The 26,023-nt window shown below is 71.8% G+C and carries 18 protein-coding genes; 4 read left to right on the top strand and 14 right to left on the bottom strand.

Annotation, left to right across the window (positions count from 1 at the left end):
• The first annotated feature begins 1 nt into the window (after position 1).
• The 3 genes from ACGFZA_RS05945 (at position 2) to ACGFZA_RS05935 (ending at position 1,693) form a co-directional block, all read left to right on the top strand.
• Positions 2 to 415 carry a roadblock/LC7 domain-containing protein gene (locus ACGFZA_RS05945; RefSeq protein WP_018551717.1) on the top strand — a complete coding sequence of 138 codons (414 nt, stop codon included), beginning with the start codon at positions 2 to 4 and terminating at the stop codon, positions 413 to 415.
• Between the two features lie 89 nt (positions 416 to 504).
• A complete protein-coding gene (locus ACGFZA_RS05940; protein WP_393677388.1) occupies positions 505 to 1,131 on the top strand; it encodes a DUF742 domain-containing protein in 627 nt (208 codons plus the stop codon).
• Positions 1,112 to 1,693, top strand: a complete 582-nt coding sequence (locus ACGFZA_RS05935; protein WP_014048542.1) for an ATP/GTP-binding protein — start codon at positions 1,112 to 1,114, stop codon at positions 1,691 to 1,693. Before ACGFZA_RS05940 ends, ACGFZA_RS05935 begins: the two co-directional genes overlap by 20 nt.
• 72 nt (positions 1,694 to 1,765) lie before the next feature.
• Here the strand turns inward: ACGFZA_RS05935 and ACGFZA_RS05930 are convergent, their stop codons facing one another.
• From ACGFZA_RS05930 to ACGFZA_RS05890, 9 genes are all read right to left on the bottom strand, one after another.
• Positions 1,766 to 1,969: an acyl-CoA carboxylase subunit epsilon gene (locus tag ACGFZA_RS05930; RefSeq protein ID WP_385284736.1), complete on the bottom strand. Its 204-nt coding sequence runs from the start codon at positions 1,967 to 1,969 to the stop codon at positions 1,766 to 1,768.
• A 66-nt stretch (positions 1,970 to 2,035) separates the two neighbouring features.
• Positions 2,036 to 3,619: an acyl-CoA carboxylase subunit beta gene (locus ACGFZA_RS05925; protein ID WP_326738982.1), complete on the bottom strand. Its 1,584-nt coding sequence runs from the start codon at positions 3,617 to 3,619 to the stop codon at positions 2,036 to 2,038.
• Between the two features lie 153 nt (positions 3,620 to 3,772).
• A complete protein-coding gene (locus tag ACGFZA_RS05920) occupies positions 3,773 to 5,011 on the bottom strand; it encodes a carbohydrate ABC transporter substrate-binding protein (protein WP_393677385.1) in 1,239 nt (412 codons plus the stop codon).
• On the bottom strand, positions 5,008 to 6,033 hold the full coding sequence (locus ACGFZA_RS05915) for a hypothetical protein (RefSeq protein WP_385284730.1): 1,026 nt from the start codon (positions 6,031 to 6,033) through the stop codon (positions 5,008 to 5,010). The genes ACGFZA_RS05920 and ACGFZA_RS05915 overlap by 4 nt, the downstream gene beginning before the upstream one ends.
• On the bottom strand, positions 6,033 to 7,460 hold the full coding sequence (locus tag ACGFZA_RS05910; protein WP_393677383.1) for a hypothetical protein: 1,428 nt from the start codon (positions 7,458 to 7,460) through the stop codon (positions 6,033 to 6,035). Before ACGFZA_RS05910 ends, ACGFZA_RS05915 begins: the two co-directional genes overlap by 1 nt.
• 155 nt (positions 7,461 to 7,615) lie before the next feature.
• The gene (locus ACGFZA_RS05905; protein WP_393677381.1) at positions 7,616 to 9,916 is read right to left on the bottom strand and encodes a tetratricopeptide repeat protein; all 2,301 of its coding nucleotides are present in this window, start codon (positions 9,914 to 9,916) and stop codon (positions 7,616 to 7,618) included.
• The gene (locus ACGFZA_RS05900; RefSeq protein WP_393677379.1) at positions 9,913 to 11,304 is read right to left on the bottom strand and encodes a serine protease; all 1,392 of its coding nucleotides are present in this window, start codon (positions 11,302 to 11,304) and stop codon (positions 9,913 to 9,915) included. The genes ACGFZA_RS05905 and ACGFZA_RS05900 overlap by 4 nt, the downstream gene beginning before the upstream one ends.
• Before the next feature lie 99 nt (positions 11,305 to 11,403).
• Positions 11,404 to 13,671 carry a polysaccharide lyase 8 family protein gene (locus ACGFZA_RS05895; RefSeq protein ID WP_393677658.1) on the bottom strand — a complete coding sequence of 756 codons (2,268 nt, stop codon included), beginning with the start codon at positions 13,669 to 13,671 and terminating at the stop codon, positions 11,404 to 11,406.
• A 258-nt stretch (positions 13,672 to 13,929) separates the two neighbouring features.
• Positions 13,930 to 17,802 carry an endo-alpha-N-acetylgalactosaminidase family protein gene (locus ACGFZA_RS05890; RefSeq protein ID WP_393677377.1) on the bottom strand — a complete coding sequence of 1,291 codons (3,873 nt, stop codon included), beginning with the start codon at positions 17,800 to 17,802 and terminating at the stop codon, positions 13,930 to 13,932.
• A 350-nt stretch (positions 17,803 to 18,152) separates the two neighbouring features.
• On the opposite strand from ACGFZA_RS05890, the gene ACGFZA_RS05885 reads away from it, so the two are divergent.
• On the top strand, positions 18,153 to 19,382 hold the full coding sequence (locus ACGFZA_RS05885; protein WP_385284720.1) for a glycoside hydrolase family 64 protein: 1,230 nt from the start codon (positions 18,153 to 18,155) through the stop codon (positions 19,380 to 19,382).
• A gap of 278 nt (positions 19,383 to 19,660) precedes the next feature.
• Here the strand turns inward: ACGFZA_RS05885 and ACGFZA_RS05880 are convergent, their stop codons facing one another.
• From ACGFZA_RS05880 to ACGFZA_RS05860, 5 genes are read right to left on the bottom strand one after another with little or no spacing between them, the layout of a single operon-like run.
• Positions 19,661 to 20,596 carry an ROK family protein gene (locus ACGFZA_RS05880; protein ID WP_385284719.1) on the bottom strand — a complete coding sequence of 312 codons (936 nt, stop codon included), beginning with the start codon at positions 20,594 to 20,596 and terminating at the stop codon, positions 19,661 to 19,663.
• The gene (locus ACGFZA_RS05875; protein WP_393677374.1) at positions 20,593 to 22,302 is read right to left on the bottom strand and encodes a dipeptide ABC transporter ATP-binding protein; all 1,710 of its coding nucleotides are present in this window, start codon (positions 22,300 to 22,302) and stop codon (positions 20,593 to 20,595) included. The genes ACGFZA_RS05880 and ACGFZA_RS05875 overlap by 4 nt, the downstream gene beginning before the upstream one ends.
• Positions 22,299 to 23,195, bottom strand: coding sequence for an ABC transporter permease (locus ACGFZA_RS05870; protein ID WP_393677372.1), 897 nt, complete (start codon positions 23,193 to 23,195; stop codon positions 22,299 to 22,301). The genes ACGFZA_RS05875 and ACGFZA_RS05870 overlap by 4 nt, the downstream gene beginning before the upstream one ends.
• A complete protein-coding gene (locus tag ACGFZA_RS05865) occupies positions 23,192 to 24,151 on the bottom strand; it encodes an ABC transporter permease (RefSeq protein WP_393677370.1) in 960 nt (319 codons plus the stop codon). The genes ACGFZA_RS05870 and ACGFZA_RS05865 overlap by 4 nt, the downstream gene beginning before the upstream one ends.
• A gap of 50 nt (positions 24,152 to 24,201) precedes the next feature.
• Positions 24,202 to 26,019 carry a peptide ABC transporter substrate-binding protein gene (locus ACGFZA_RS05860; protein ID WP_393677368.1) on the bottom strand — a complete coding sequence of 606 codons (1,818 nt, stop codon included), beginning with the start codon at positions 26,017 to 26,019 and terminating at the stop codon, positions 24,202 to 24,204.
• Positions 26,020 to 26,023: the final 4 nt, after the last annotated feature.

The raw sequence follows: 26,023 nt of genomic DNA, 5'->3' as shown, positions 1-26,023 counted from the left end.
GATGAGCCAGGCGGCGCAGAATCTGAACTGGTTGATCACCAACTTCGTGGACAACACCCCAGGGGTGTCGCACACGGTGGTGGTCTCCGCAGACGGACTCCTGCTGGCGATGTCCGAAGGATTCCCCCGCGACCGTGCGGACCAGCTGGCGGCTGTCGCCTCCGGTCTGACCTCGCTGACCGCGGGTGCCTCCCGGATCTTCGAGGGCGGCGCGGTCAATCAGACAGTTGTGGAGATGGAGCGAGGGTTCCTCTTCATCATGTCCGTTTCCGATGGATCTTCGTTGGCCGTTCTTGCACACCCGGACGCCGATATCGGTCTGGTTGGGTACGAAATGGCCCTTCTGGTCGACCGTGCCGGCAGCGTCCTCACCCCGGACCTCCGTGCCGAGCTTCAGGGAAGTCTTCTTAACTAGTAGACAGACAGTGCGTTTCGCGTCACCGCGCCATAGGGTGCGGTGGCGCGGACCCACTGGGATCGGGACCGGCAGGCGGAGGAGGAATCGTGAGTACACCCCCAGGCGGGCACCAGTTCAACGGTGGCCAGCAGGTACCGGGTGAGCACGGGGACAATGGTTTCGGCTTCCCCTCCACACCCGGCAGACAGGGCGCGCAGCAGCCTTATCAGCCCTATCGGCAGCCGCAGCAGCAGCCGCAGCACGTTCAGGGCCAGGAGTGGCCGCAGCAGCCCCACCGGCCGCAGCGTCCGCACCGGTACGACCCCCCGCAGCAGCCCCGCATTCAGCCGGTGCAGCCGCGGCGGGCCCCCGAGCCGGCGGCACCCGCGGCACACAATCCGCTCGTGCGTCCGTACGCCATGACAGGCGGACGGACCCGACCGCGCTACCAACTCGCCATTGAGGCGTTGGTCAGTACGACGGCCGATCCGTCCCGGCTGCAAGGGCAGTTGCCCGAGCACCAGCGGATCTGCCGGCTGTGCATCGAGATCAAGTCGGTGGCCGAGATTTCGGCCTTGCTCTCGATCCCTCTCGGCGTTGCCCGGATCCTCGTAGCCGACCTGGCTGAGGCCGGACTCGTCGCTATCCACCAGCCCGGCGGCGACGAGTCCGCCGGCGGCCAGCCAGATGTGACACTGCTCGAAAGGGTGCTCAGTGGACTTCGCAAGCTCTAGCGGCGGAGCGGCCCGCTCCACTACCTCGGCGAAGATCGTGGTGGCAGGGGGCTTCGGCGTGGGTAAGACCACGTTTGTCGGTGCCGTTTCGGAGATCAATCCGCTGCGCACCGAAGCCGTGATGACGTCCGCGTCCGCGGGCATCGACGACCTCACACACACCGGGGACAAGACCACCACGACGGTGGCCATGGACTTCGGCCGCATCACCCTGGACCAGGACCTGATCCTGTACCTCTTCGGTACACCCGGACAGGACCGCTTCTGGTTCATGTGGGACGACCTCGTACGCGGCGCCATCGGCGCCGTCGTCCTCGTCGACACCCGCCGCCTCGCCGACTGCTTCCCCGCCGTCGACTACTTCGAGAACAGCGGCCTCCCCTTCGTCATCGCCCTCAACGGCTTCGACGGACACCAGCCCTACACCCCCGACGAGGTCCGCGAAGCCCTCCAGATCGGACCCGACACCCCGATTCTGACGACGGACGCACGGCACCGTGCGGATGCGAAGAGCGCGCTGATCACCTTGGTGGAGCACGCCCTCATGGCCCGCCTGCGCTAGGGCCCCGGATGTACGAAGGGCCCCGCACTCCTCACGGAGTGCGGGGCCCTTCGTCGTGTCCGGGCTCGGAGATCAGCCCTGCCAGCTGTGCGGGGCGCGGAAGCCGGGGGTGCGCTCCAGACGGCGCCAGCCCGCGGTGTCGCGGCCACGGCGGACGGGGGCGTCGGCGGGCTGGGCAGCGGCGCGGGCGAGCAGCACCGCGGTTATCGCGGCCAGCTCCTCGGGGTCGGCCAGACCCTTCTCGACGCGCAGCACGGACTCGGTGGCAGTGCTCATGGATGTCTCTCCGTCTTCTCGGCAGGTCTTCGCGGGGGCCTTGCAGGGTTGCTGCGGGGCCGCGGACTACTGCGGGGGGTTGCCGTGCTTGCGGGACGGCAGGTCGGCGTGCTTGGAGCGGAGCATCGCCAGCGAGGCGATCAGGACCTCGCGGGTCTCGGCCGGGTCGATGACGTCGTCGACCAGGCCGCGCTCGGCGGCGTAGTACGGGTGCATCAGTTCGGCCTTGTACTCCTTGACCATGCGGGTCCGCATGGCTTCCGGGTCCTCGGCGTCGGCGATCTGCCGACGGAAGATGACGTTGGCGGCACCTTCGGCGCCCATCACCGCGATCTCGTTGGTCGGCCAGGCGTAGGTGAGGTCCGCACCGATGGACTGGCTGTCCATGACGATGTAGGCACCGCCGTAGGCCTTGCGCAGGATCAGCGAGATCCTCGGCACGGTCGCGTTGCAGTACGCGTAGAGCAGCTTCGCTCCGTGCCGGATGATTCCACCGTGCTCCTGATCGACGCCGGGGAGGAAGCCGGGGACGTCCAGAAGAGTGACGATGGGAATGTTGAAGGCGTCACACATCTGGACGAACCGGGCGGCCTTCTCGCTCGCCTCGATGTCCAGGACGCCGGCCAGGGCCTGCGGCTGATTGGCGACGATGCCGACGACCTGGCCGTCCAGGCGGGCCAGCGCGCAGATGATGTTGCGGGCCCAGCGCTCGTGGATCTCCAGGAAGTCGCCGTCGTCGACGAGCTCCTCGATGACCTTGTGCATGTCGTACGGACGGTTGCCGTCGGCCGGGACGAGGTCCAGCAGGACGTCGCCGCGCCGGTCGGCCGGGTCGTCGCTCGCCACCGTGGGCGGGTTCTCCCGGTTGTTCGAGGGCAGCATCCCGATGAGGTAGCGGACCTCGGCGATGCAGGTCTCCTCGTCGTCGTACGCGAAGTGCGCGACGCCCGAGGTCTCGGCGTGCACGTCGGCACCGCCGAGGCCGTTCTGCGTGATCTCCTCGCCGGTGACCGCCTTGACGACGTCCGGTCCGGTGATGAACATCTGCGACGTCTCGCGGACCATGAAGACGAAGTCCGTGAGGGCCGGGCTGTAGGCCGCGCCGCCCGCGCACGGGCCGAGCATCACGCTGATCTGCGGGATGACACCGGAGGCCCGGGTGTTGCGCTGGAAGATGCCGCCGTAGCCGGCGAGCGCCGAGACGCCCTCCTGGATACGGGCGCCGGCGCCGTCGTTGAGCGAGACCAGCGGGGCACCGGCCGAGATGGCCATGTCCATGATCTTGTGGATCTTCGTGGCGTGGGCCTCGCCCAGCGCGCCGCCGAAGATCCGGAAGTCGTGTGCGTAGACGAAGACCGTGCGGCCGTCGACCGTGCCCCAGCCGGTGATGACGCCGTCGGTGTACGGCTTCTTCTCCTCCAGGCCGAACCCGGTGGCCCGGTGCCGGCGCAGCTGCTCGACCTCCTTGAACGAACCCGGGTCCACGAGCAGCTCGATGCGCTCGCGCGCGGTCAGCTTGCCCTTGGCGTGCTGGGCCTCGGTCGCCCGGTCACTCGGTCCGCGCCGGGCCTGCTCGCGCAGTGCCAGCAGTTCCGCCACACGGCCACGGGTGTCGCTCGGCTCGCCCTGGGTTTCGTCCACAACGGTCATGTACTGACCCTACGAACCCCACCCAGAAAATCCTGCCGTCGACTCTGTACAGTCTCCTGGCCGGTTTCCTGGCGGAGCCTGACAGAACTCATGCTCCATGCAGGCGAAGTACCAGCCGGTACCCGTCTTCGTTTGTATATGTTCGACAAAGGTTCACTGTGGCCTGCCGCACACCCCCGTCAGCCGGGGGGTGTCCTCGGGCTGGGCGTCCTGGACCTTCTGCACGTCGTCCAGCCGCTCCCCCACCGGCTCACCGGGGTGGGCCATCGTGAGCAGCACCGCCTCGTAGAACGCGTCCCGCACCGCCGCCGGCATGACGTCCGACGCGTCCAGGCACAACGGCACCCGCTGGTCCGTGAAGCGGCGGCTCACTTCCTTGTCGACCGCGCCGTCCTTGGGCGGGACCGCGGCGTTCGGCGAGAACACCCCGCCCTTGCGGCCCCAGTCCTCCTGGGCGTCCCGGGAGGCGAGCCGCCGGATCAGGTCCCGGGCCGCGCCGCCCCCACCGAAGAGCGCGGCGAAGTCGGCCGAGACCTCGTGGGCCTTCACCGTATAGGGACCGCCGGGCAGCAGGGGCGCCGAGTCCGCGAAGGCGGCCCGGCCGCTGCGGTCCCCGTAGAAGGCGCGGGCGAAGGAGCCCTGGTGTTCCAGGTCGCAGCCACCGCCGAAGAGCAGCCCGTGTCCCCCGGCCGGACCGCGGTGGTCGGCCAGCAGCATGCGGCCGGCCGCGTCGGGGTCCTGGGCGAGCATCCGGGCCCAGGTGGTCCAGGCGTCCCGCACCGGGCCGTCGGCCCACGGCATGTCCCCGGTCGCCCAGCGCGCGTACAGCACCGGGCCCGCGCGCTGGAGGATGAGGTCCTCGATCCAGTCGCTGCCGGGCCAGCCGGACGCGCCGTCGTCGCCCATGCCGACGCACCAGGCGGCCAGCGGGGCGGGCCGGGGGCGGGGCGCCTCGCCCGTGCGGTACCAGACGATGGACTTGAGATCGGCCTTCAGCGGCACCCACAGGTCGTCGGCGACGCCCTCCGCCGCGGGCCGCCAGGGGTTCCCGTACTCCTCGGGGTCGTACAGTCCGTCCAGCGAGTGCAGCCGCCCCTCGCTCGCGTACTCGACGAGCTCGCCGACGCCCGGCAGGATCGCGATGTCGGGCGGGTTGCCCGCCTGCACCTCGGCGAGCAGCACCTCGCGGGTGGCGGCGGTGCCCTGGTAGGTGTACGGGATCCCGAATCCGTTCAGGACCTCCTTGAACCGGACCTCCTGCTCGTCGGTCCACGGGCCGAGAATCGTCACCTTCGGGTCCGCGTCGCTGCCGCCGGGGGCGGCGAGTCCGCAGCCGGCCGCGGTCACGCACAGGGCCAGGAGGAGCAGGAGCACACGGACGCCCCGGGTCATCCGGCCCTCCAGTAGTCGGCGTTGAGGCGGCGGACCATGCCGACGGCCGGCAGCAGGACGATCAGCGCGCCGCCGCCCAGGGCCCCGTAGTACGTCCAGCTCTGCCAGCTCCGGGCGGCCAGCCGGTCGCGCTGGCTCGTGGAGTGCGTGATGACGTACTGCTGGGAGACGGCCAGGTCGTCGTAGTCGTGGGCCTTCTGATTGATCCTCGTCAGGTCGTGGCGGGCGGTGTCCAGCCGGGTCTGGGTACCGATGGTCGCCCGCAGCGGGACGACCGCCAGGGCGACGGTCACCAGCAGCGCCGCGAGCAGCCAGGGGTCGTGGCTGCGGCCGCAGCGGCTGCGCAGCACCCACAGCGCGCTCAGGCAGGTCAGGGCCAGGACCAGCAGGCCCAGTTCGGCGGCCGCCCAGCCGGTGCGCTGGAGGGGGCCCAGGGAGCTGACCCGGTCCACGCGGGCCATCTGGTGCTTCTGGAGGACGTCCAGGCGCGGTACGACGCCGGTACCGGGGCGGCGCAGGAGTCTGCGCGCCTCCTGGAACTTCTCCCGCTGCATGAGTTCGTCCTCGTCCCTCACGTACTTGACGGCGCCGGGTGTGATGGAGCTGCTGTACGAGGTCAGCACGCCGGTGACCGTTTTGAGCACGCCCCGGCCGCGTTCGCCGTCGAGCTGTACGTCGGAGAGGCGGGACAGGCCCTGGCTGGCGGCGGACAGCTGGTTCTCGTACCGCGCGCCGGCGCCGACCACCGTGTCGATCTCCTCCTTCACCGACAACTGCGCCTCCTCGTGGGCGCGCAGCAGAGCCAGCTGGGTGGCCGCGACGTCCTGGACGGCGGGTGCGCCGCGGGTGCGCATCTCGCCGGCGGCGTTCTGCACCTCCCGGTAGGAGACGATCAGGACCGTCATCGAGACGAGCGCGGTCACCACCATGACGACCAGGTGCCTCTCCAGGAGCCGTCTGGTACGTGAGCCGGTCCTGCGGCGATTCCGCAACGCGCGCGTCCACCCGTTCGTCGAGGGCATCACAGACTCTTTCCGCAGGAGATGCAGTACGGGGCGCCGGGTCCGGCGAGGTGACCGCAGTGCGGGCACGGCACCGGCTTCCCGGCGGCGTGGACGGGCAGTTTCAGCGGGTGCCCGGAGGCCGTCTTCAGCCGGCCCACGCGCAGGTTGACGTGGTCGACGGTCGGGCCCACCCGGACCACTCCGCCGGCGCGGTCGACGATGTCGGCCACCTTGCCCACGTCCTGAAGGACCCAGGCGGCGTCGATCTCGGTGGCGAGCCGGACCGCGAGGCCGAGCTGGCGCTCGGCCTCGTCGCGGATCAGCGGGTCGAGCGCGGCGTATCCGCGGATGAGGGCGGTCCGCATCCGGGTGGCGGCGTTCACCGTCTGGAGCAGGTGGCCCCCGCTGCCGGCCGCCGCCGCTCCCACGGCGACTCCGGGCGGCTGCCAGCGCACCAGCAGCGCGGCGACGGCGTCCCCGACCCGGACGGTGGCCAGTTGCAGCAGCACGCCGAGCGGATCGGCGCTCGCGTCCGCGTGCACGGTGAGGCGGTAGTTCCGGTCGCCCGGCTCCCACTGATAAGTGGGGAACTCGGTCAGCCGCGGGTCGTCCTCCCGGAACTCGGGTTCGAGCCGCTGCTCCCGTGGGGCGATCTCGGTCAGTTCCACCGCGCGCACGGCCCCACGCGCCCACACGACGACGGGCAGTTCGGGGCTGCGGACCCGGCGCAGCCGCCGTACCGCCCCGGTGACGGCGGGGCCGAACCGGTCGGGGGCGGGCTCGGCGGTGCCGTGCAGGCTCTCGACGACGGCGAGCAGCGGCGCGGGGTCCCAGCCGCCGCCGACCGCCAGCACGTCCGCGGTGAACGCACCTTCGCAGGAGGTGAGTTCGGTCCGCAGCGCGCCGGTGCCCGCTCCGCCCGGCCCCGTGGGGTCCGCCGGGTCCCGGCCGCTGCCGTCGGTGATCAGCAGCAGGTGGCGTACCGGCAGCGGGCGTTCGGCGAACAGCGTGCGGGCGGCGGCGAGCCAGGCCGGGTATCCGGGTGGCGGACGGTCGCCCGCGGCCGGGGCGATCCGGCCCGCGCTGAACGCGGCACGGCGCTTCTCCATCGTGTCGGCCAGTGCCCACCGGCTGCGCAGCGGGTAGCAGAGGGCCGGTTCCCCGCTCGCGTCGGCGCCGCCCAGGACGGTGAAGGAGACTCCGTCGGGCAGGGCGCGCAGCGCGGCGGCGAGGGCGGCGGCCGCGGCCTCCCGGCGGGCGGCGGCGACGTCCAGCGCGATGACGACGGCGAGTTCGACGGCGGGCACCTCGTCGCGGGGACCGATGCCGACGGCCTCGACCCGCAGGAGGGCGTCGATCCGGGCGTCGTGGTGCGGCTGCTGGTCGCGCCGGACGTCGAGCGACACCGTGAACTCCAGCCCGGGCGTGGGGGCGGTGGCTCCCATGGGACTGCCTCCAGGGTTTACGGAACGGGGTGCGGCTGCCGGGTGAGCGGGCCCACGGGGCGTTCCCCGCCGGCCGGTAGCGGGTCCACGGGGCCGTGTGCGGAAGGGGGTCTGCGGGCGTCGCCCGCCGACAGCGGGTCCGTGGGCGTCGTCCGTCAGAAGCGGGTCTGCGGGCGGACCGCGTGGGAGAGGTCGATCAGCCGCTCGTACTCGGCCGGTGCCTGCCGTTGCCGGGCCAGCCAGCGGTAGCACTGCTCCAGGTCCTCCCGTACCGCCCGTTCCCCGGACACCGCCGGGGGCGGGAGCCCGATCCGCAACAGGCCGCCCCGGGGCCGCGGCACCGTCCGGGCCGCCGCCCGGACGGCGTCGAGCTTCCACTCGTACAGCTCGGTCCGCAGCAGCCAGGCCGCCTCGTCGCCCGTGACCACCGGGGCGGGCAGGCGGGGGCCCGGCGCGAGGGCGGTGAGACACGCGTCGATCTCCGCCTCCGCGGGCAGCGGCCGCTCCCCCGTCGCGAGCCGGGCCGCCCGGATGCGCAGGGCGGCGATCCGGGCGACGGTGTGGTCCCGCGACTCGTCCGGCACCAGGTCGAGGACCTCGGTCGCCGAGGCCCGGTCGCCGCGCGCCAGGGCGATCCTGGCCAGTCCCAGCGCCGCCCCGACGTGCGAGGGGTTGCGGGCGTGGACGGCCCGGAAGAGTTCGTACGCCGAGGGGCCCGCCGCGGCGGGCCGGTCGTCGCCGAGCTGTTCCGCGCAGTACGCCAGGGCCAGCTTGGCCGCGTACTCGCCGGGCAGCGCCCGGTGCACGGACGCGAAGTGCTCCAGGGCCGCTTCGAGCATCGGCTGCCGGTCGTTCTGTACGTCGGCGCTGCGCAGCGCGACGAGCCCCCAGTGCCAGCTGAGCCGCCACTGCCGGACCGGCCCGGGGCCCGGTATGGCGGCGGCGGCCTGTACCTGCTCCCGGGCCGCCGTCAGCGCCTCCTCGCCGTCCTGGCCGAGCAGCAGCCGGGCGTTGTGCAGGCAGATCTCCACCGACTGTTCGCCCTGGTCCGGCTGGGTCAGCGGCTGGGCCGGGTCGTAGCTGCTGACCCCGAACCGGGCGGCCTGCGGGTCCCGCGGGTAGGGGCGGGGCACCGGCAGCCTGCGGGCGATCTCGGTCGGGGTGGGCCGTCCGGAGTCCAGGGCGGGCGCCTGGGGCGTGTTCCGGCGGCCGTACAGCGGGCGGCGCAGCCAGTGCGCGTAGTCGGGCACCGAGCCCAGGCGCGAGCCGAGCAGTTCGGTGGACGGGGTGAAGTACGCGGAGGGTTCGGGCTGGTCGCGCTTGCCGCGCAGGGCCCGGATCTCGCGCAGCACCCCGCGCAGCTGGCCGGCCATGTCGTCGGCGGATCCGAACCGGCGCTCCGGGTCGTGGGCCGTCGCCCGCTCCACGACCAGCCGGAACGAACTGATGCCGAGCCCGGGCACGTCGTCGCCGACGGCCCAGCCCGCCAGCTCGGCCAGGGTGACCCCGACCGTGTGCACGTCGTGCGCGACGGTGAGCGGCCCCCCTCCCTCCGTCTCGGGGGCGGCGAACCCCGGTGTGATCACCGGCGGCGGGTCGGTGGCCCCCTCCTTGCGGACCCCGCCGAGGTCGATGACCTTGATGCCGTCGCGGTGGTGGATGACGTTGGACGGCTTCATGTCCCCGTACAGGAACCCCATGCCGTGCAGATGGGCGAGGGCTTCCAGGATCTGGCAGCCGTAGGTGATGACGTGCTCGATGTCGAGGACGAAGGCGCCCTGCCGGGTCGACTCGACGACGGCGGACAGTGTCCGGTCGCCGACGTCCTCCATCACGATGTAGCCGCCGGAGACGGTGCCGTCGGTGTTGCGGGTGCTGACGAAGTCGCGGATCTGGACGATGCGTTCGTGCCGGATGGCGACCAGGGTGCGGCGCTCCTCACCGGCCTGGGCGGCGCCGCGTTCCGCGTAGCGGTTGAGGAGTCCCTTGACCGCGACGAAGTCCTCCAGGTGGGTGTCCTCCGCCAGATAGACCCAGCCCTGGCCGCCGTGGGCGATGGGGCCCCGGATCCGGTACTGGTCCTGGAGCGGCGGCTCGTCCTTCGTCAGCTCGGGGCGGTAGGAGTACGGGGCCCGGCACTGGGGGCAGAACCCCGTGTCCGGGGGCGGAGCGGCCGTGAGCGGGGGGACGAACGCGGTACGGCACGCCTCGGCCGAGCATGTCATCACGATGCGTACCGGCTGCTCGGCGGCGGCCAGGCGCTCGGCCGGGCTGCCCGGTTCCAGCAGCGGCAGTTCGAGCAGTCCCGCGGGGCCGTGCAGCTCGGGGGCTGCGGGCAGCGGCGGCAGTCCGTGCGCGGTCTCCCCGCGTCCGCAGGTGTCGCAGTAGCCGGTCGTCAAGACGGCGCCGCCGCAGGGGGCGCCGGTGAAGCGGCGGTGGGGGCACGGAATCCTCATCGGCGCTCCGCCGGGCCGCGCCCGGTCCGCTGTCCGGGCAGACCGTCGTGCCCGGGTCCGTGCGACCGGGCGAGGTCGTCACGTAACTCCCGTAACAGACGCTTCAGTTCCGTCAGCTGGTCCTGCGGGTCGGCCAGCAGCTTCAGTTCACGCAGCCGTTGGCGGCGGGCAGCCGAGCCGACCGGGGGCCGCGGGGCCAGGGAGGACGAGGACACCATGCCCCGCAAGCCGGCCCACTCCCGCTCGACGCGCTCGACCCGGCGCACCAGCTCCTCGGCGCGCTCCTCCAGGGCGGGCAGCAGCAACTGCCGCGCCACCTCGGTGAGCCCGGCGCCCTCGCTGCTGCGGAAGACGACCAGGAGCCGGAAACCGAGGACGCGGACGCGCGCCAGCAGCGAGACCAGGGCGCGCGGGTCCCTGGCCTCGTCCAGGCCGACCACGGCGAGGACGGGGCCCGATCCGGCGGGCAGGCCGCCGCCCGTGCGTTCCGGAGGGGTGCCGCCCTCCAGCAGCCAGTCGCGGTAGGCGTTGCGCTGGTACTGCGGTGGCCGCAGCTGCGCCACCAAGGTCTCGACGAGCTCCTCCGGCCGGGTGCTCGCGCCCTTGAAGACGAGGTGGGCGCGGTGCAGCTGGTGCTGGAGGACCCGGTCGCGGCCGGTGCCGCCCGCGATGACCCCGAAGCGCACGGCGGGCTCCTCGCCGCCGTCGAACCAGTGCCGAAGCCGCCGCTCCAGCCCCCGGTCCCAGCCGTCCGGACCGCTCAGTTCGGCGACCAGCGGCACGAGTGCGGCGATGCGGTCGACGGGGATCATGTAGGAGAACGCCAGGCCGTTCCCGCTGGGCGTGATCAGTTCCGGATCGCCGCGCCAGCTGACGACCAGGCCGACGACCTCCTCCGTCCCCGGCCGCTCGCCCGGGGCCTGGACGGCGGCGCCGCTGAACCCGGGGCGCACCACCTCGGCACCGGTCCTGGCGGCGAGCTGCACCCAGTCCCCGTGCAGTCCGCTGATCCGGCCGCTCAGCCACATCCCGTCGTCGAAGTTCTGTGCGTAGCCGCAGATCCAGACGTCGCGGCCGCGTTCCAGCGCCCGGCCCAGCGGTGCGGGCGCCGCCTGCGGGCGGGGGCTGTCGAGGGCGAGCACGGCGATGTCCTCGCGGTCGCCCCCGTCGAGGCCGGGCAGCCAGCCGTCCCGTGCGACCCGGGCACCGACCGGCGGGATGCCGGGGTTCTCGGCGAACTCGACCCACATCCGGGCATCCGGGTCACCGACGACATGGGCACACGTCAGCATCCGGTCCTGGGTGAGCAGTACCCCGGCCCCGCACACGGCCCCGCCCGCTCCGCCGCGGCGTAACCGGAGCCGCCAGTCCGCTCTCAACTCCCCCATAGCCACCGAGAGTACGCGCGCACGGGCCACCATTCCCAGATCCAGGCACACTCCGGCCCCGGCGGGTCACGGCCCGGTGCACGCGTGCGGGCCGGGCCGTCACCGGACGTCGCACCGCAGGGTGGTCCCCGCCGTTCCCGGGTCCACGCCCAGCACGAGCCGCCGGCCGGTGGCACGGACCTCGATGCCCGGGTCCGCCGAGACGACCTCGCGCACCGGGCGGTCCCAGACCACTTCGAACGGTGCGCCGCTCCGGTCGGGCCCGCTGACCCGGACGGCCGTCGTGCTCCGGCCCTCGCGTACGAGCACACTGGCCGGCCCGGTCGAGGAGAGCCGTCCGGCGGTGCCCGGCTGCCAGAAGTTGGCGGCGGTCAGCCCGAGCGAGCGCACGGCGACGCCCTGGACGGCGGCGGTGTTGGCGAGCACGGTCAGCCAGTGCCGGTCGGCCGCGCGGGCGGCGACGGTGCGCCGGGAGGCGCCGGGCATCAGGAGGTAGAGGTAGGCGGCGTCGGCGGGGTCGGTGCCGTGGTCGAGCCAGAGGGTCTGCCAGTGGCGGGTCTGCTGTTCGTCCGAGCTGGTGGTGTTGATGTCGGACCAGGCTCCGGTCCTGGCCTCTCGCAGGGTGCGCAGCGCGGCGCCGCCGGGCAGCACCCAGCCGCCGTGTCCCTCCAGGTGGGCCCAGCGGGGGTGTGCGCGGTCGTCGACGGTGAGGGCCTGGCCGCCGTCCGGGCCGAGGTTGCGGTTGTCGACGACCGTTTCGACGGGGACCCCGTCGGCGGCGGTGATACCGGCGCCGAGGCAGATGACCGCATCCGCCGCGCAGAACCAGGACTTGCGTGCCTCCAGGGTGGAGCCGAGTCCCTTCACATGCTGCCCGACCGCCGCGAACTCGCCGTCGTGGGCGCCGCCGACCCACTGCACGGCCGGGCGGGGCTCGCCCCATTCGCCGCCGGCCCGGTCGGCGAGGCGCTTGGTGGAGACGGTGGTGCCGGGCAGCCGGTACCAGTCGACGGTGGGCCAGAACCAGTCGGTGTACTGGGCGCCGCCCGCCGGTCCGGCCCACCAGTAGAGCATTCCGGCCCCGGTGTGCCAGCCGCGCGGGTTCTCGCCGTTGCCGCATTCGTACGAGCTGATCCGCTCCGAGGACATGGACAGGTTCGCGGCCCAGCCGGGGCGGCGGTGCACGGCCCGGTCCATCGCGGGGAACAGGGTGTGCCCGACGGGTTCGGGCGCGGCCGGGACGGGGGCGTCGGCCGCCGCCTGCAGCCGGGACAGGTCGGCGACGCCGAACTGCGGGGCGGCGAGGACCGGGCTGACGGTGTCCCGTTCGATCCAGCCCTTGACCATGCCGTTCCACCGGTCGCGTTCGGCGGCGGAAGCCCCGCCCGCGAGCAGCGCGACGGCCGCGATCAGCCCCTGGCCGTGGAAGTGGTCGCTGCGCATGATCCGGAGCTCGTCGCTCTTGAGGAGGCCCCGGCTGATGGCACGGCCGTTGACGCTGTCCATCATCAGGCCGTCGTGGATGAGCGGGGCGTAGGCGTGCTCGACGCTGTCGAGGATGATCTGCCGGCCCGGGTCGGTGACCGCCCAGGTGGATCCGGCCAGCAGGGCGAAGAGGCGGCCGAGGCCGTCGAGCATGACCTGGCCGTACGTACCCGAGTAGGCGACCCAGGTGTGCTGGACGAACGAGCCGTCGGCGTAGAGGCCGTCGCCCTTCGTCACGTACGGGAAGACGGGCGAGAGGGCGTCGCGCGCGAGCGCGGTCTTGGCCGCGTCCCGGCCGAGGATGCCACGCAGCGCGACGGAGCGGCACAGGTCGACCCGGTTGGCGCCGGTCGAGGTGCCGCTGTAGTCGCCGAGCACGCTGTCGGGGATGAAGTGGTCGACGGCGGCGCAGGCGGCCGCGACGCGCTCCTCGCCGAGGTGGGGACGCAGGGCGGCAACGATGTCCATGAGCAGGCGCGGGCTGCCGATCTGCCACTCCCACCAGTTCCCGTACCGGCCCGTGGTCGCGTTGTAGACGGTCGCGGAGAGGTGGTCGAGGCCGCGGAGGATGTCGGCGAGGAGGCCCGCGTCTCCGGTGTGGCCGGTGCCCTGCTGGGCGTACGCCTGGGTCATCGTCCACAGCCGGCCGTAGCTCCAGGTGATGCCGGACGGCGGGTCGTAGGTGTGTCCGGCCCAGAGGGAGTCCGCGGCGGGGGCCATCGTCGAGCGGAACTCCGCGGCGAGCTCGCCGGTCTCGGCCAGTTTGGAGGCGTAGGGCTCGGTGGCGGGGTCGTAGCCGGTGCCGAGCGAGAGGTCGTTCCAGCGCAGCCGGAGCGTCTCGAACTCGTCCTGCGCCGCGCGGGCCGTCGGGGCGAGCGCCATACCGAGTGCGGTGGCACTGCCGGTGACGAGGAAGGCGCGGCGGGACCAGGCGGGCAGGAGTGACACGGGACTACCTCCGGTGGGCAAGTGGTTTAGACCGGTCGATGGTTGGTCTAGCACGCGCTTACTACGACGGGGAAGGGGCGGGCGATGGCGGCCCGCCCGATGGGGAGGAAGGCGGACCGGTGTCGGCCCGCCACGCCCGACAGGGAAGGGAGCGGACCCAGGCTGGCCCGCTCCCTTCCCTCATGGAGCCGTTCAGCTTCCGCAGTGGAAGCGGGCGCTGCCCCAGTCGGCGTGGTCGTTGCCGTTGCCGTCGCCGCCGTCTCCGGCGATCAGCTCGACGTACTTCGCGCCGGTGACGTCCGCCGTCAGCGACCAGGCGGAGTCGGCGGCCCTGAGGACCGGCGACTTCACCTTCTCGGTGCCGTCGGCCGTCAAGGAGAACTGCACGCTGCCCGCGCTCTTCTGCACGTCGTCCACGCCCACCTCGGCGGTGAAGGAGGTGCACTTGCCGCCCAGGTAGTAGCGGACCTTCGCCGGGGCGTGGCTGCCGATCCCCTTCGCGTACACCACGCCGCCGATGGTCAGCGCGGTGCCGTCGCCGGTGCCGGTCTCGCCGTTGGAGAGGTCGCGCTCGACCGGGCCCCAGCCGTTCTCGGAGGCCGTCCAGTCGAGGTCGCTGGCCCAGCTGTCCGTGGTGGGCGGCGGCGGCAGGGTCCGTACGGACGTCTGCGCGCCGAGCGTCCGCCGCGCGCCGCCGACCGTGTACGCCGCCTCGGAGGTCAGCGCGTACGTCCGGTACTCGGCGTCCACCGGCGGGGTGACCTGCCAGCTCGCGGTGACCTTGGCGCCGGCGGCCACCGAGTCGAAGGTGACGGCGCCCGCGGGCTCGGCCTGCCAGCCCTCGGGGAGCGTGAGGTTCACCGAGACCGCGGTGGCGGCGGTGGCCTCGTAGTTGGTGAAGCTCGCCTTCACGGTGTTGGCAGTGCCCGGCTCCAGGGTCTCCGCGGCCGGTGCGACGGTGAGCGTGCCGCAGGCGGCCTGCTCACCGTCGGGTGCCGCGCCGAGGTCGGTCACGGTGAAGCCGTCGAGGACGAAGTCGGCGCCCTCGGGGGCGTCGCCGCGCTTGCGCAGCCCGGTCCAGGTGTCGCCGCAGCCCGCGGTGACGGTCTCGCTGAAGTGCGCGGTGGTGTGCTGCGCACCGATCGCCGTGGTCCGGGTCTCGACCGAGTCCGGTGCGCCGTCCGCGGTGATCCGGTCGTATCCGTCGACCCATTCGTAGGCCCCGGCGTGGCTGGACTGGTAGTCGTACTCGACCTTGTAGCGGTGGCCGTCCGTCATCGGGACGGTCCAGGGGGCGGTCCGGTAGACGAGTCCGGTGTTCTCCTCGTGGGCCTTGAGGGATTCCTTGCCGCCGAGCACGTCGTCGACGAGCTTCCCGTTCCAGCCGGCCTGGGTGTACGGGGCGTGCAGCTGGGAGATGCTGGTGCGGGGGTCGGTGGAGCCGCCCGCGTCGCCCTTGAGGAAGGGGCCCCAGCCCTGGTCGACGTCCTCGAAGTCCTCGTGGACGACGGTGTTCTCCATGGTCGCCGGGGCGTTGGCGACGATGCGTACGTCATCGGCGCGGACGGTCGCCGCGCTGCCTGCGGCGGCCTCGACGCGCAGGGTGGTGCGCCCGTTGGCCGGGGCGGTGAAGTTCACCTTCGCGCGCTGGAAGTACGTGCCGTGCCAGTCGGACGCGGCGACGTAGTCCTTCGCGGTGGAGCGGTCCACGGCGACGGACTTCCCGCCGGCCGACAGGGTGGTGTGCCGGGTCTTGCCGGGCTGGACCTCGATGAGGGCGGACGCGGTGTAGCGCGCGCCGGGCTTCAGTCCGTCGATGCGCTGGGAGAGTGCGGCGGTGCCGGTGCCGGAGAGCTTCGCGCTGTTGCGGCCCTGGCCGTCGGTGTCGCGGGCGGCGGTGCCGGTCTTCGACCAGGCGGACAGCCCGCTGTCGTTGAAGCCGGGGTCGTCGACCGGGGTGCCCTCGCCCCACTGGGCGTCGGCGGCCTTCGGCGCCTTGTGCGGGTAGAGGACGTACGGCTGCCCCGCCTGCGCCTTCAGCGTGATCTTCCCGTCGACGGGACGGACCGTGCCGGTCTTCACCCGGCCGTTGTCCGTGAGCTCGTAGACCGTGTACGAGGCCGTGGAGGGAACGGCCCAGGTGCTCGTACCGCCGGACTTGCTGTAGTGGTACAGCTTCTTGCCGCCGTCCCACGGGAGCAGGTAGTCGGTGCCGCTGAGCACCTTGCGGCCGTGGTCGTAGAACGTCCGCTTCCCGTCCTCGACGGTGCCGCTCACCCCGCCGGTGAAGGTGATGTCGTTGCCGTCCCAGCGAGTGATCTCCTGCTGCTGGAGGTACTTCGCGGGCAGGTTGCGCTGCCAGATGTTGTCGTAGAAGGCGTTCCAGTCGGTCTCGCCGGTCCAGCCCTCGAACTCGTCGATGGCGCTCTGGCCGAGGACCGGGTCGTTGTTCCAGACGTCCTTCTCGCCGTTGCGGATGAACCGGATGATCTGCGAGTTGAGACCCTTGTTGGTGGCACCGCCGTAGTCCAGGTCGTTGGCCCAGTGCGACCAGAGCGAGCCCCGCTCGAACTTGTCGGCCCATTCGCTGGAGACGTTCCAGCCCTGCTTCTGGAGGGACTGGAGGGTCTTGTCGGCGATCCAGCCGTGCGTGTAGTAGACGTCGATGTACAGCATGCTGAGGTTGCTGTTCGTCTCGTCCCGCAGCTGCTGGAAGCGCTTGGCCAGGTCACCACTGTTGATGTCGCGGCGCTGGTCGATGTAGTAACTCTGGTTGAGCCAGTTCCAGCCCGGCTTCGACTTGTCGACGAGGTTCTCGTCGAAGGCGTTCGCCTCCGGGTACGCCTCGGTGGCGTTGACGTGGACGCCGAAGGTGACGCCCCACTTCTTGCCGTCCTTCAGGAGCTCGTTGAGGTCCTTGAGGCCGCCGGCGCGCTTGTTGTAGTTGCCGCCGTAGTCGGGGTGCGCGGAGTCGTGGCCCTCGGAGGCGTACCCCTTGAGCAGCGCGAGCTGGCCGAGGCCGTCCGTGGACAGCGAGATCCGCTTGACGTCGTCCAGGGTGCGCAGGAAGGGGTGGGTGGCCTGGCTGGCGAAGTTGAACGGAATGTGGGTGACGACCCGGTCCGCGGTGTCCTCGCTCCCCGGGGCGACCACGCCGATGGAGCGGAAAGCGACGGCGCCGTCCTGCCAGTCGACGGTCTTGTCGCCGTTGGCGTCGGGCGTGACGACGACCTTCGCCCAGGGCAGGTTGTCGCCGCTTTCCGGCTTCGGCGCGCCGTCGCCGCGGTACGTCCACTGGCCGGACCAGACGCCGACCCGGGTGGACCCGTCGTCGGCCTTGCGGGCCTGGTGCCAGAAGCGGGCGTCGTCGCCGCCGGTCGCGCCGGAGGGCTTGTCGTACGAGGAGTTGGACTCGACGGCGGCCGCGAGCGCATCGGTGTTGACGATCGCGTAGGTGCCGCCGACCGGTGCCGCGTCGGCCTTGGTGGCGTCGGTGACCTTCGCGAAGACGTCGGCGGTCTTCGTCGAGTCGGGGTCGAGCTTCGTGAAGGCGGTCGCGGCCCCGGCGTCGGTGCTCGCGACGGAGACGAGGTCATGGCCGGGGATGTCGATGGTGCCGACCCGGAACGCCTCGGTGTCGCGGACGGCGGTCACCTTGAAGGTGGTGGCGCGTCCGGAGACGGAGAGCGAGGCGTCGATCTCGACGCCGGGCAGATCGGCGAAGACGAGCGTGTAGCGGGCGGCCGCCCCGGTGACCACCGGGGCGGCCTTGAGCCGCACCGGGTGCGCGGTGCCGTTGAGGGTGACGGCGGTGACCGGCCGCGTGCTGCCGGACAGCTGGGCCCCGGTGGCACGGTCGGTGTACGCGAGGACGCGCGGGAAGTCGTCGGCGACGGCGACGGCGAGCTGCGCCGATCCGATGACGGGCGCGTCCGCCGGGACGGCGGATTCGGCCGCGGCGGAGGCGGGGGCGGCGGCTGAGGCGGGGAGGGCGGTCCCCACCAGAGCCAGGACGGCTGCTGAGGCGGCGGCTGCGGCGCCCACCGAAGTAAATCTTGGCGACATGTGCTCTGCGTAGTCGCCGTGTCGTGACACCGTCAACGACGTACGGCCCCGAGGGCCTCTCCAGTCCAACAACCGCGCTGCGTAAGTCCAAGTGGGGAGTGCGCAGGTCATCGCGGTCGCGCGTTCAGTTCCTGATCGCGGGAACTCGGGGTGTTCGCCCACAGCCCCAGCAAATACCGCTCACGTGCGTCGAGTTGTGAAGACTTCCTTCTTTTGAGAGCGCTCTCAGTCGCAAGTCTTGACGGCCGTCGTGGCCGTCGCGAGAGTGGTGCGCACCGCGGACGCCCCAGTTCCACCTCCCCGCACGACCACCCCGTCCGCGGCCCCCCACACACACTCGGAGTCGCCCCATGATTTCGCGCCGCATGTTCCTCTCCGGCGGCGTCGCCGCCTCCGCGACGGCCCTCACCTACCCCCTCTGGGGAAGCGCGCTGAGCCCGAGCGCGTCTGCGTCCGCCGCGACCTGCGAACTGGCCCTGGAGAACAAGTCCCTGCCCGGCCGGGTCAACGCCTACGTCACCGGTCATGAGCAGGGCACCGACCGCTGGGTCCTGCTGCGGCCGGACGGCAGCGTCTACCGCCCCGACTCCCCCGCGGCGCCGCAGACCCCGCTGCCGGTCGACTGCGCCATCCCGCTGAACGCGGCCGGCGGCGCCCCGGTCGTGCTGACACTTCCTCAGATGTACGGCGCCCGGGTCTACTTCGTCCGCGACGACACCCTGGACTTCTACCTCAACCCGGGCCCCTCCCTGGTGGAGCCGGCGTTCGCCACGTCCACGGACGCGAACTACGGGCGCACCTGGTCGTTCTGCGAGTTCACCTTCAATCCGCAGCAGCTGTACGCGAACATCAGCTACGTCGATCTGGTGACCGCCCTGCCGATCGGCCTGAAGCTGGAGGGCGACACCACCCACACGGTGGCCCCGCTCCCCGACGGCGCGGTGCAGCGGATCGCCGACGGTCTCACCGCCCAGGCGGCGGCCGACGGGCAGCCGTGGGACAAGCTGGTCACGCGCGGCTCGGACGGCAGTGTGCTGCGGGTCATCTCCCCGCAGAACCTGATGGCCCCGTTCTTCGACCGCCCGGACCAGATGCCGTTCCGCGATCTGTTCACCGCGCAGATCGACGAGGTGTGGGAGAAGTACCGCTCGACCGATCTGCGGATCGATCTCCAGGGCGGACGCGGCGTCTTCACCGGGCGGGTCAGCGGCGACACCCTGACGTTCAACGGCGGGCACACCTTCACCAAGCCCGTCTCCAAGGACATCTTCACCTGCAACCACGGGCCGTTCACCAACAACCCGGCGGACTCCGACGACAAGAAGGGCCTACTGGCCCGGCTCGCGGCCGGCTTCAACCGCTCGATCATGCTCAGCCACCCCGACCAGCCCAACGGCACCACGGTGGCCGACTACTACCAGGGCGCGGTGACCAACCACTGGTCGCGCATCGTCCACGCCAACAGCCCGATCGGCTACGCCTTCCCGTACGACGACGTACGCCCCGACGGGGAGCCGGACGTCTCGGGCGCCGCCAACGACGGCAACCCGCGCCGCTTCACGGTGACCGTGGGGTCCTGACGCCGGTCGGCGCCGGGTGACCGGGGGCCCTGATCCCTTCCTGCCTGAGGTGACCGGGGCCCCGGCGCCCGGCCCCGCACACGGTGGCCACAAGGCCCTGCCCCGGGCCGCGCAGCGCTGTGCCCCCGTCCCTGGGTTCCAGGACGGGGGCACACGCGTTCCGGGGACCGGACGACAACGGACGGCACGCAACGGTACCGAACGGCACCGGACAGCACCGGAAGAGGCAGCCCGGAGCCGGAGCGGGGGCTCGGCGCCTCTCCCCGCTCCGGGCGGTATCAGACCGGGGAACCCACCGCGAGTTCCCGCCGCGCCCGTGCCGCGGCACCGACCGGTACGGCGTCGGCGCCCAGGCCGGACCTGACCAGCCGCACGGGGTGACCGCTCACCGGCGGTTCCGCGTCCAGCGACGCGAGAACGATCGGGCTCAGCAGCGGCCAGGCGTGGCTGACCCCGCCGCCCACGACCACCGTCGTGATGTCGACGACGCCCGCCGTCATCACGATCGCCCGCGCGATGCCGGCGCCGGCGGCCCGGTACACCGCGAGGGCGTCCTCGTCACCGCGCTCGGCCGCCCCCGCGACCTCGCGGGCGGTCAGCCGCCGGCCGGTGCGCTCCGCGTAGCGGGCACCGATGGAGCGGCCGGAGGCCAGCGTCTCCAGGTGTCCCCGCCCGCCGCACGAGCAGAGCAGGTCACCGAAGCCGGGGATGTGCCCGATCTCGCCGGCCGCGCCGTGCGGGCCGGTGAACAGGGCGCCACCGCTCCACAGCGCGCCACCGACCCCGGTGCCCAGGGTGATCCCGAGGACGTCCGGCTCGTCCCGGACCGCGCCGCCCGACGTCTCCCCGTACAGGAAGGCGTTGACGTCGTTGTCCAGGAAGGCCGGGACGCCCAGCGCCTCCTCGACGGCCCCCGTCACCCCGAAGCCGGCCCAGCCGGTGAAGGAGTCGCTGGCCACCAGGATGTGACCGGTGGCTGAGTCCACGACGCCGGCGGCGCCGACCCCGCACCCGGCGAGCCGGCCGGGGGTTCGCTCCAGCAGCGGGGCGAGGGCGTCCAGGGCCGCGCGGATCATGGCCGGGCCGCCGTGGGCCGCCGGGGTCGCCGTCCCGGCACGGTCCAGGACGGTCAGGCCGTCGTCGCACAGCACCACCTGCGTGGTGGTCCCGCCGATGTCCACGCCGGCGAAGAGCCTGCGGTCGTACGCGTTCATGCCTGGGCCTCCGTCCGGCCGGCCGTGAGGGCGGCCAGGCGCTCGGCCCTGCGGCCTCGCTGGATCACCGGGTCCGGCACCGGTACGGCTGCCAGCAGCCCGCGCGTGTAGTCGGTCTCCGGGTGCAGGAGGGTCGCCCCGGTGGGGCCCTGCTCCTGGATCCGGCCGCCCCGCAGCACCACGACGCGCTGCGCGAAGTGCTGGACGACGGCCAGGTCGTGGGAGACGAAGAGGCAGGCGAAGCCCAACTCGTCCTGGAGCTCGGAGATCACTTCCAGTACCGCCTGCTGCACGCTCACGTCGAGCGCGCTGGTGGGTTCGTCGGCGACCAGCAGCCGGGGCTCCAGGACCAGCGCTCGGGCGAGGCTCACCCGCTGGCGCTGGCCGCCGGACAGCTCCCGGGGTGCCCGGTCGGCGAGTTCGCGCGGCAGCCGGACGCGGTCGAGGATGGCGGCCACCTTGCTGCGGCGGTCCTTGGCGGTCAGGCCCCGGCGGTGGACCCTGAGCGGCTCGGCGACGCACTCGCCGACCGTCATCCGGGCGTCGAGCGAGGCGACCGGGTCCTGGAGGACCACGCCGATGCCGGCCCGCAGGGAGCGGCGGGCCCGGGACCGTACGCGTGCGAGGTCGGTGCCGAACAGGGAGACCGTGCCGGAACTGGGCGCGATCAGACCGAGCGCGACCCGGGACGCGGTGGACTTGCCGGAACCCGACTCGCCCACCAGCCCCAGGGTCTGGCCGGCGTGCACGGCGAGGGAGACACCGTCCAGGGCCCGCACGGCGTTCCTCCCGCGGCCGAAGACCACGGAGACGTCGCGGAGTTCGGCCACCGGCTCGGTGTCCTGGTCCACGGCACAGGCGGCCGGGGCCGCCTGGCCCGCCTCGGCCACCGACAGCCGGGGCACGGCGGCCAGCAGCCGTCGGGTGTAGTCGTGGGACGGGCGCAGGAGCACGTCCTCGACCGGTCCGGTCTCCACGATCTCGCCGCGGTACATCACGGCGACCCGGTCGGCGAAGTCGGCGACGACGCCCATGTTGTGGGTGACCAGCAGGACCCCGGTACCGGTCTCGGCGGCGAGCCGGCGCAACAGGTCGAGGATCTCGGCCTGCACCGTGACGTCCAGTGCGGTGGTCGGCTCGTCGGCGATCAGCAGGGCGGGGTCGTTGGCGATGGCCATCGCGATGACCACGCGCTGGCGCTGCCCGCCGGAGAGCTGGAAGGGGTAGGCCGTGGCCCGCTTCTCCGGTTCGGGTATGCCGACCTTGCGCAGGAGTCCGACGGCCTCGGCGGCGGCGTCCTTGGCGGATATCTCGCGGTGGTTGCGGATCACCTCGGCGATCTGTCTGCCGACCCGGGTCAGCGGATCGAGCGCGGTGGCCGGCTCCTGGAACACCATGGAGGCGGTCCGGCCGCGCAGCGACGCGAGGTCGCTCTCGCGGGCGCCGACCACCTGGGTGCCCGCGATGAGGGCGCTGCCGGTGGCACGGGCGTTGCCGGTCAGCAGGCCCATCGCGGCCAGCGCGATGGTGGACTTGCCGGAGCCCGACTCGCCGACGAGGGCGAGCGTCTCGCCGGGTTCGACGTGCAGGGAGACACCCCGGACGGCCGGTACCTCACCGGTCTCGGTGGTGAAGACGACGCCGAGGTCGTCGAGTTCGAGAATCGGCCCGGCCTGCGGTGCGGCGGGGCTCTTGGTGACGGTCATCCGCGTCCCCTCACGTCGAATGCGTCGCGGAGCCCGTCCCCGATCGCGTTGAACGCCCACACCACCAGGATGATGGCCAGGCCGGGCGGAATGATGAGCCACCAGTAGCCGGAGTAGGCGGCGGTGAGGCCGGCCGACAGCATCCCGCCCCAGTCGGTGGCCGGCGGCTGGACGCCCAGGCCCAGGTAGGAGACGTAGGCGACGAGCAGGATGGCGTCGGCGATCTGGAAGGTGGCGGCGACGATGATGGTCGAGACCGAGTTCGGCAGGATGTGCCGGACGATCGCCCGGCCGTGCGTCCCGCCGATCGCCCGGAGCGTCAGCACGTAGTCGCGGTTCTTCAGGCTCAGCGTCTCCGCCCTGATCAGCCGCGACGGCACCAGCCAGGAGACGAAGCCCAGGATGACGATCAGTCCCGTCAGGTCCGGGGTGGTGATGGCCGAGACCACCAGCAGGATGAAGAGCGCCGGGATGGCGATCCCCGCGTCCACGATCCGCATCATCACCGCGTCGACCCAGCCGCCCGCGTAACCGGCGACGGCGCCCCACAGGGTGCCGATGACGGTGGCCAGGACGCCTGCGGCGAGGCCGACGATCAGCGACACCTTGCCGCCGTACATGAGCCGGCCCAGTACGTCGCGGCCGACGGCGTCGGTGCCCAGCCAGTGCGAACCGCTGGGCGAGAGGTTGACCTGCTGGAGCATCGTGTGGGTCTGGTCGGTGGAGTACACCAGCGGACCGACGAAGCAGAAGAGGAAGAAGACGGCCACGACACCGAGCCCGACGACGGCGAGCCTGTTGCGGGCGAAGCGCCGGACGGCGAGGCGGGAGCCGGACGCCGCGGGGGCGGTGGCCGTGGCGGGCACCTGGCCCGGCTGGATGACGGCGCTCATGCCCGGCCTGCCTTCACTCGGGGGTCGATGACGCGCTGGACGATGTCGGCGAGGAGCGTGCCGGTCACCGTGGCGACCGCGATGACGAGCACGCAGCCCAGGAGCACCGGGTAGTCGGAGGACTGTGCGGCGGTCCAGAAGAGCAGGCCCATGCCGGGGTAGTTGAAGAGCTGTTCGACCACCAGCGCACCGCCGAACAGCACGGGCACGTAGTACCCGAGCATGGCGACGACCGGCGTCAGCGAGTTGCGGAACACATGCCGCCACAGGATGGCGCGGGAGCGGGAACCGCCGGCCCGTGCCGTCCTGACGTAGTCCTCGGAGAGGTTCTCCAGGGTGGCCGCCCGCATGTAGCGGCTGAACACCGCGATCATCGAGGCGGCGCCCGCGACCACCGGCAGGACCAGTGCCTGCGGTTCGGAGAACACCTGGGCGAGCGTGTCGCCCTGCGGTGCCTGGGAGGGGAACCACGGCAGTACCTGGCTGAACACCAGCACCAGGATCAGCCCGAGGAAGTACACGGGCGTGGAGTAGGCGATGAAGCTCAGCGTGGTGATGACGTAGTCCGCCGGCTTGTTGCGCCGCATGGCCTGCCACATGCCCAGCGGGATCGCCAGCACCAGGCCGACGATCGCCGACAGGATGGTGAGCAGCAGCGTCTTCGGCAGCCGTTCGGTGATGAGCTGGGACACCGGCTCGTTGAGGGTGTACGAGGTCCCGAGGTCACCGTGCAACAGCTGGTTCAGGTAGTAGAGGTACTGCACGGGCAGCGGCTTGTCGAGGCCCTGTTCGTGGTTGAAGGACGTGATCTGCTGCGCGGTGGCCTGCGGGCCGAGGATCCCGCGTGCGGGACCCCCGGGCAGGGCGTGCAGCAGACCGAAGACCACGATCGTCACGATGACGATCACCACGACGGCCTGGAGGACCCGCCTGATGAGGTACGAGGAAGTGCTCATGTGTTTTCCGGTCGCTTCGGCTCAGTGATGCGCGTGGTCGGCGACCGGGCTCACTTGTTGGTCCACTTCCACATGGCGGGGTGGAAGTTGGCGAGCGAGTCCTGGGCGAAGCCGCCGAGGCCGCTCCTGACCACGGAGACCTGGTAGTCGGGTTCCGGCAGCCAGATCACCGGGAGGTCCTCGGCCAGGGCCGCGCTGTACTTCTGCATGGCGGCGGAGGAGGAGTCGGTGGTGGTCTCGCTGATCAGCTTGTCCACGGCGGTGTTGGAGTAGCTGCCGAAGTTGGATCCGCCGCCGGTGGCGAAGAGCGAGTCACCGCTCGGGTAGGCGGGGAAGTACCAGCTGCCCGCGCTGCCGAAGAAGGACAGCTGCCACTTGCAGCCCGAGTCGCCGGACTTGCACTGACCGGCCTGCGAGAGAACCGAGTTGACCGGTGCGGTCTTGATGCCGAAGCCGATGCCGGACTTGGCGAAGGACGACTGGAGCGCGCTCATCAGGTTGTCGGTCACGGTCGAGCCCGACTGCGACAGCACCTGCATCTGGAACTTCGTGCCCTTGTCCACCCCGGCGCCGCACTGGTTGTCGCCGCTGCCCGGGTCGGTGCAGACCATGGTGCCGTTCTGCTCGGTCCAGCCGTGGCCGGTGAGCAGCTTCTTCGCCTTGGCGGTGGAGAAGGGGTACGGGTTGTTCTTCTGCTTCGCGGAGACGAAGGAGGAGGTCTGGCCCTGCGGGACGGGTCCGTAGGTGGAGACGGCGGTCCCGTTGAAGATCACCTTGGAGAGGGTCGCCTGGTCCACCGACATCTGGATCGCCTGGCGGGCGTAGAGCTGCTTGAAGACGGGGCCCATGGTGGGGTTGTTGAAGTTGTAGGGCATGTACGTGATCGCCCAGCCGGCCCACGGCTTGAGGGTGTAGCCCTTGGCGGTGAAGGACGCTTCCTGGCTGAGGTTGGTGGCGTTGATGTAGCCGTAGTCGACCGTGCCGGCCCGGAGCGCGTTCTCCTCGGCGTCCGCGGTGGTGAACGGCAGCAGGTTCACCGTCTTGATGTTGGCCTTGCCGCCGCCGTCGTACTTGGCGTTGGCCGACAGCTGCACCTTGCCGGCCGTCGAGAACGACTTGATGGTGTACGGGCCGCTGACCGTCTTCCAGAGCGGGTCGGTGGCGTAACCCGAGATCTTCTTGGCGGACGTGTTGAGGTACGTCCAGACCTTCTTGGCGCCCTCCGGGGTGAGGTCGAGGTCCGACACCTTGCCCGCGTCACTGGTCTTGTCCCAGACGTGCTGCGGCATGGGGCGGATCATGCTCAGCTCGTTGGCGAGCATCCACTGCGTGTTGTACGCCTTGTCGAACGTGATCGTGAAGTGCGTGTCGTCCACGATCTTCAGGGAGGTCCAGTTGTCCGGCGCCTTGCCCGGGCTGTAGCTGGCCCAGTCCTCCTTGTTCGCCTTGACCAGGTTGAACCAGAACTGCACGTCGCGCGAGGTGATCTGCTCGCCGTCGCTCCAGTGCCGGTCGCCGAGGGTGATCGTGACGCTCTTGCTGTCCTTCGCGAAGTCGGCGCCCGTGGCCAGCGAGTTGTCCTTGTTCCAGCCGACCTTGCCGGTGGAGCCGTCGTACGCGATCAGCGGCTCCCAGAGGGACTGGGATATGGAGGAGTTGTTGGTGTTCAGGTGAGCGGCAGTGCCGACCGGGAGGATCCAGTTCGGCGTGAAGTTCGCCGGCAGCGCGTAGTTGATGCTGTCCGACGAGCCGGAGCCGGACGAGGTCGTGCCGCCGCCGGAACAGCCGGACAGCAGAACGGCCGCCGTGGTGGCGACGCCCGCGGCGAGGGCCCAGCGGCGGCTGGTCGCCGTGCGGGTAAGGATCATGACT

The sequence above is a fragment of the Streptomyces sp. NPDC048211 genome, assembly GCF_043202315.1.
GTDB lineage: Bacteria > Actinomycetota > Actinomycetes > Streptomycetales > Streptomycetaceae > Streptomyces.
Note: the sequence above shows the minus strand (reverse complement) of the source record. Positions and strands in the feature narration are given on the sequence as shown.

What these genes read in the sequence shown, in the direction of transcription:
- ACGFZA_RS05945 (WP_018551717.1), top strand. Translation starts at nt 2, where the DNA reads ATGAGCCAGGCGGCGCAGAATCTGAACTGGTTGATCACCAACTTCGTG.
- ACGFZA_RS05930 (WP_385284736.1), bottom strand. Translation starts at nt 1,969, where the DNA reads ATGAGCACTGCCACCGAGTCCGTGCTGCGCGTCGAGAAGGGTCTGGCC.
- ACGFZA_RS05925 (WP_326738982.1), bottom strand. Translation starts at nt 3,619, where the DNA reads ATGACCGTTGTGGACGAAACCCAGGGCGAGCCGAGCGACACCCGTGGC.
- ACGFZA_RS05920 (WP_393677385.1), bottom strand. Translation starts at nt 5,011, where the DNA reads ATGACCCGGGGCGTCCGTGTGCTCCTGCTCCTCCTGGCCCTGTGCGTG.
- ACGFZA_RS05915 (WP_385284730.1), bottom strand. Translation starts at nt 6,033, where the DNA reads ATGCCCTCGACGAACGGGTGGACGCGCGCGTTGCGGAATCGCCGCAGG.
- ACGFZA_RS05910 (WP_393677383.1), bottom strand. Translation starts at nt 7,460, where the DNA reads ATGGGAGCCACCGCCCCCACGCCCGGGCTGGAGTTCACGGTGTCGCTC.
- ACGFZA_RS05905 (WP_393677381.1), bottom strand. Translation starts at nt 9,916, where the DNA reads ATGAGGATTCCGTGCCCCCACCGCCGCTTCACCGGCGCCCCCTGCGGC.
- ACGFZA_RS05900 (WP_393677379.1), bottom strand. Translation starts at nt 11,304, where the DNA reads ATGGGGGAGTTGAGAGCGGACTGGCGGCTCCGGTTACGCCGCGGCGGA.
- ACGFZA_RS05895 (WP_393677658.1), bottom strand. Translation starts at nt 13,671, where the DNA reads ATGGCGCTCGCCCCGACGGCCCGCGCGGCGCAGGACGAGTTCGAGACG.
- ACGFZA_RS05890 (WP_393677377.1), bottom strand. Translation starts at nt 17,802, where the DNA reads ATGTCGCCAAGATTTACTTCGGTGGGCGCCGCAGCCGCCGCCTCAGCA.
- ACGFZA_RS05885 (WP_385284720.1), top strand. Translation starts at nt 18,153, where the DNA reads ATGATTTCGCGCCGCATGTTCCTCTCCGGCGGCGTCGCCGCCTCCGCG.
- ACGFZA_RS05880 (WP_385284719.1), bottom strand. Translation starts at nt 20,596, where the DNA reads ATGAACGCGTACGACCGCAGGCTCTTCGCCGGCGTGGACATCGGCGGG.
- ACGFZA_RS05875 (WP_393677374.1), bottom strand. Translation starts at nt 22,302, where the DNA reads ATGACCGTCACCAAGAGCCCCGCCGCACCGCAGGCCGGGCCGATTCTC.
- ACGFZA_RS05870 (WP_393677372.1), bottom strand. Translation starts at nt 23,195, where the DNA reads ATGAGCGCCGTCATCCAGCCGGGCCAGGTGCCCGCCACGGCCACCGCC.
- ACGFZA_RS05865 (WP_393677370.1), bottom strand. Translation starts at nt 24,151, where the DNA reads ATGAGCACTTCCTCGTACCTCATCAGGCGGGTCCTCCAGGCCGTCGTG.
- ACGFZA_RS05860 (WP_393677368.1), bottom strand. Translation starts at nt 26,019, where the DNA reads ATGATCCTTACCCGCACGGCGACCAGCCGCCGCTGGGCCCTCGCCGCG.